This window comes from Pseudomonas sp. 24 E 13, from assembly GCF_900004715.1.
GTDB lineage: Bacteria > Pseudomonadota > Gammaproteobacteria > Pseudomonadales > Pseudomonadaceae > Aquipseudomonas > Aquipseudomonas orientalis_A.
In genome coordinates, this window is record NZ_CVTO01000112.1 from 61,436 (window position 1) to 65,104 (window position 3,669).

Below are 3,669 nucleotides of genomic sequence, written 5' to 3' on the forward strand. Positions count from 1 at the left end.
TGAGCCGCCGTCAGGGCGGAACCCTAAGTGGCCGTTACCGCAGAAACGGATATGTACTCGTTCCAATCCAGCATCCTGGTCGGCTCAGAGGCCGCCATCGGGGGCAAGCCCCCTCCCACATGGGAATGGATTTGCAAATCCAAGTGTTGAAGGGCGACCGGGTTTATCTCGGAGCGCCCCCTTTTGGTGCCATCAGCAAATGATTAGACTGCCGACCTCCCTGCAAGGATCGCCATCATGCTGTTGATGCTCTACCTCATCGCCATCACCGCCGAAGCCATGACCGGCGCCTTGTCCGCCGGTCGACGCGGCATGGACTGGTTTGGCGTGGTGCTGATTGCCTGCGTGACGGCGCTGGGTGGCGGGTCGGTGCGCGATGTGCTGCTGGGGCATTACCCGCTGACCTGGGTCAAGCACCCTGAATACCTGGTGCTGACCTCGGTGGCCGCGCTGGTGACCATCTTTATCGCACCGCTGATGCGCCGCCTGCGCTCGCTGTTCCTGGCGCTGGATGCTTTGGGTTTGGTGGCGTTCACCCTGATCGGCTGCATGACCGCCCTGGAAATGGGGCATGGCATGCTGGTGGCCTCGGTCAGCGGCGTGATCACCGGCGTATTTGGCGGCATCCTGCGAGACATCTTCTGCAACGACATCCCGCTGATCTTTCGCCGTGAGCTGTACGCCAGCGTGTCGTTCCTGGCCGCCTGGTTCTACTTGCTGTGCCTGTATCTGCAATTGCCCAGCGAACAGGCGATTCTGCTGACCCTGTTCAGCGGCTTTCTACTGCGCCTGCTGGCGATCCGTTTTCACTGGGAAATGCCCAAGTTCGTCTACAACGACGACGTCCACTAGCGTGCGGCGTGTTGCTTGAGCGCCCACTCCACATGTTCACGCACCATTTCCGACGGGTAATCGCGCCGCGCCTTCAACGCTTCCAGCACCGCAATGCTCGACGGCGCATTGCCCAGGCCCACCGCCAAATTGCGCAGCCAGCGCTCGTAACCGGCGCGGCGCAAAGCTGAGCCTTCGGTGCTGCTGAGGAATTTATCCTCGTCCCACATAAACAATTGGGCAAGTTCCGCGTTATCCAGATTATGCCGTGGCTTGAAATCGCTTTCGGCGGTGGTGCGGGCGAAACGATTCCACGGGCAAACGATCTGACAGTCATCGCAGCCAAATACACGGTTGCCGATCAGCGGGCGCAGGTCTTCGGGAATGGCGCTCTTGAGCTCGATGGTCAGGTAGGAAATGCAGCGCCGGGCATCCAGCACGTAGGGGCCGACGAAGGCGTTGGTAGGACAGATGTCCAGGCACGCGGTGCAGCGGCCGCAGTGTTCGGTGGCGTGGGGTGGGTCCACCGGCAATGGCAAATCGACAAACAGTTCGCTGAGGAAGAAATAGCTGCCGGCCTTGCGATTGAGGACCAGGGTGTTTTTACCGATCCAGCCGAGGCCGGCCTGTTCGGCGATGGCTTTTTCCAGGACCGGCGCGCTGTCGACGAAGGCACGAAAGCCGAACGGCCCGATCTGCGCCTGGATACGGTCGGCCAGTTGCTGCACGCGCTTGCGGATCAGCTTGTGATAGTCCCGGCCCAGGGCGTAGCGCGAGATATAGGCTTTTTCCGGCTGGGCCAGCAGTTGCGCCATCTGGGTGTCGCCGGGCAGGTAATCCATGCGCAGCGACACCACGCGCAAGGTGCCCGGCACCAGCTCGTCGGGGTGCGAACGTTTGCTGCCGTGGGCGCCCATGTAGTCCATCTCGCCGTGGTAGCCCGCGTCGAGCCAGCGTTGCAGGTGCTGTTCATGCTCGGCCAAGTCCAGGCCGCTGATGCCGACTTGCTGGAAGCCCAGCTCGCGGCCCCAGTCTTTGATCGATTGGGCGAGGGCGGGCAGATCGGAGGTAATAGCGGGCATGAGACACGGGAAACCACAGGTTAGATGCGTATAATTCTGCCAGACATCGGAGCTTGAAGACGCATGCCTCAGACAAAACATGAAATAACCGACGTTCAGCTGTTGTTGCCGGGCCACTTGCCGCAACTGGCTGCGCGTTCGCTGGACGCGCATAAAGGTCAGTTTGGCCACCTGCTGGTGATTGGCGGCGACCGAGGCTTTGGCGGGGCAGCGCTGCTCAGTACCGAAAGTGCATTGCGCAGTGGTGCGGGGATGGTGTCGCTGGCGACACGCGTGGAGCATGTTCCCGCCGCGCTGGCGCGTCTGCCGGAGGTGATGACAAAGGGCGTGAGTTCGGCCAATCAGCTGATGGGCCTGCTGGAAAAGATCTCGGTCATTGTTATCGGGCCCGGTCTGGGTGACGCATCCTGGGGTAAAAGCCTGCTGTCCGTCGCCGCCAACGCGCCGCAGCCGCAAGTCTGGGACGCCGACGCCTTGAATCAACTGGCGACCGGCAGCGTCAGCCTGCCGGCCAACTGCGTGATCACCCCGCATCCGGGCGAAGCCGCGCGCCTGTTGGGCATTTCGACAGCCGAGGTTCAGGCCGACCGCCTTAAGGTGGCGCGCGCGTTGAGCCAGCGATTCAACGCGGTGACTATTCTCAAGGGGGCCGGCAGTTTGATCGCCAGCCCGGACGGACGTGTTTCGCGCTGTGACCAAGGCCATCCCGCGATGGCGACGGCAGGGCTGGGCGATGTGTTGGCCGGGCTGGTAGGCGCACTGCTGGCCCAGGGCATGCCCGCTTATGAGGCAAGCTGCCTGGCCGTGTGGTTGCACGCCACGGCAGGGGATCGCCAGGGCACGTTTGGCCGCGGCCTGGCCGCCAGTGATCTGATACCGGCCATTCGTCAATTGTTGGAGGAGCAGTCGCCGTGTCTGAAGTGATTTTTTTCCTGGCCGATGAAGAGGCCATGGTCGACCTCGGCCGGCGCATTGCCCAGGTCACGGCCGGGGCGGGGCTGATCTTCCTCGAGGGCGACCTGGGGGCGGGCAAGACCACGCTGTCCCGGGGCATCATTCGCGGTTTGGGGCATGCCGGCGCGGTAAAAAGTCCGACGTTCACCCTGGTCGAACCCTATGAGATCGGTAATATTCGCGCTTTCCACTTCGACCTCTATCGCCTGGTGGACCCTGAAGAGCTGGAATTCATGGGCATCCGTGATTATTTCGACGAAGACGCGTTATGCCTGATCGAGTGGCCAAATAAAGGCACAGGCTTTTTGCCAAAGCCGGACATGACCATTACCATTACGCCGCATGAGCACGGACGTCAGTTGAAGTTGTTGCCCCAGAGCGTGCGCGGCCAGTCGTGGTGCGCCGCTTTGGCACTGGAATTCAAATAATTGGTGGGGTTAGGTATGCGCTTTCGCGCGTTGGTTGCTGTCGTGGGGGTGTTGCTTGCGGCAATGACTGTCAATGCTCTGGCTGCTTCACAGGTGAAAAGTGTTCGCCTGTGGCGAGCGCCGGATAACACGCGACTGGTGTTCGACCTGTCTGGCCCGGTCCAGCACAGCGTCTTTACCCTCACGGCGCCTGATCGCCTGGTGATCGACATCAACGGTGCGAGCCTGGCTGCGCCGCTGAAGGTCTCCACCGCCAATACACCCATTACCGCCATGCGTTCGGCCCAGCGCACGCCGACCGACCTGCGCGTGGTCATCGACCTGAAAAAGGCCGTGACCCCCAAAAGCTTTTCCCTGGCGCCCAACGCTCAATA

At 61.8% G+C, this 3,669-nt stretch carries 5 protein-coding genes; 4 read left to right on the forward strand and 1 reads right to left on the reverse strand.

What is annotated here, in order from left to right:
- Positions 1-234 precede the first annotated feature (234 nt).
- Entirely contained in the window at positions 235-852 is a 618-nt protein-coding gene (locus BFP90_RS11445) for a trimeric intracellular cation channel family protein (protein WP_170827587.1), read from the forward strand.
- On the opposite strand, the gene queG is transcribed toward BFP90_RS11445, so the two are convergent.
- Positions 849-1,913 carry a tRNA epoxyqueuosine(34) reductase QueG gene (gene queG / locus BFP90_RS11450; protein ID WP_065896722.1) on the reverse strand — a complete coding sequence of 355 codons (1,065 nt, stop codon included), beginning with the start codon at positions 1,911-1,913 and terminating at the stop codon, positions 849-851. The genes BFP90_RS11445 and queG overlap by 4 nt on opposite strands.
- A gap of 63 nt (positions 1,914-1,976) precedes the next feature.
- On the opposite strand from queG, the gene BFP90_RS11455 reads away from it, so the two are divergent.
- The 3 genes from BFP90_RS11455 to BFP90_RS28795 all read left to right on the forward strand — a co-directional run.
- Positions 1,977-2,837 carry an NAD(P)H-hydrate dehydratase gene (locus BFP90_RS11455; protein WP_065894496.1) on the forward strand — a complete coding sequence of 287 codons (861 nt, stop codon included), beginning with the start codon at positions 1,977-1,979 and terminating at the stop codon, positions 2,835-2,837.
- Entirely contained in the window at positions 2,825-3,295 is a 471-nt protein-coding gene (gene tsaE, locus BFP90_RS11460) for a tRNA (adenosine(37)-N6)-threonylcarbamoyltransferase complex ATPase subunit type 1 TsaE (protein ID WP_065894498.1), read from the forward strand. Before BFP90_RS11455 ends, tsaE begins: the two co-directional genes overlap by 13 nt.
- A gap of 15 nt (positions 3,296-3,310) precedes the next feature.
- Positions 3,311-3,669 (forward strand): AMIN domain-containing protein (locus BFP90_RS28795; protein WP_256097470.1); only part of this gene is annotated, 359 nt, incomplete at its 3' end.

Excerpts from the sequence above, each read along its gene's own strand:
- BFP90_RS11455 (WP_065894496.1), top strand. The coding sequence starts at position 1,977 with ATGCCTCAGACAAAACATGAAATAACCGACGTTCAGCTGTTGTTGCCG.
- queG (WP_065896722.1), bottom strand. The coding sequence starts at position 1,913 with ATGCCCGCTATTACCTCCGATCTGCCCGCCCTCGCCCAATCGATCAAA.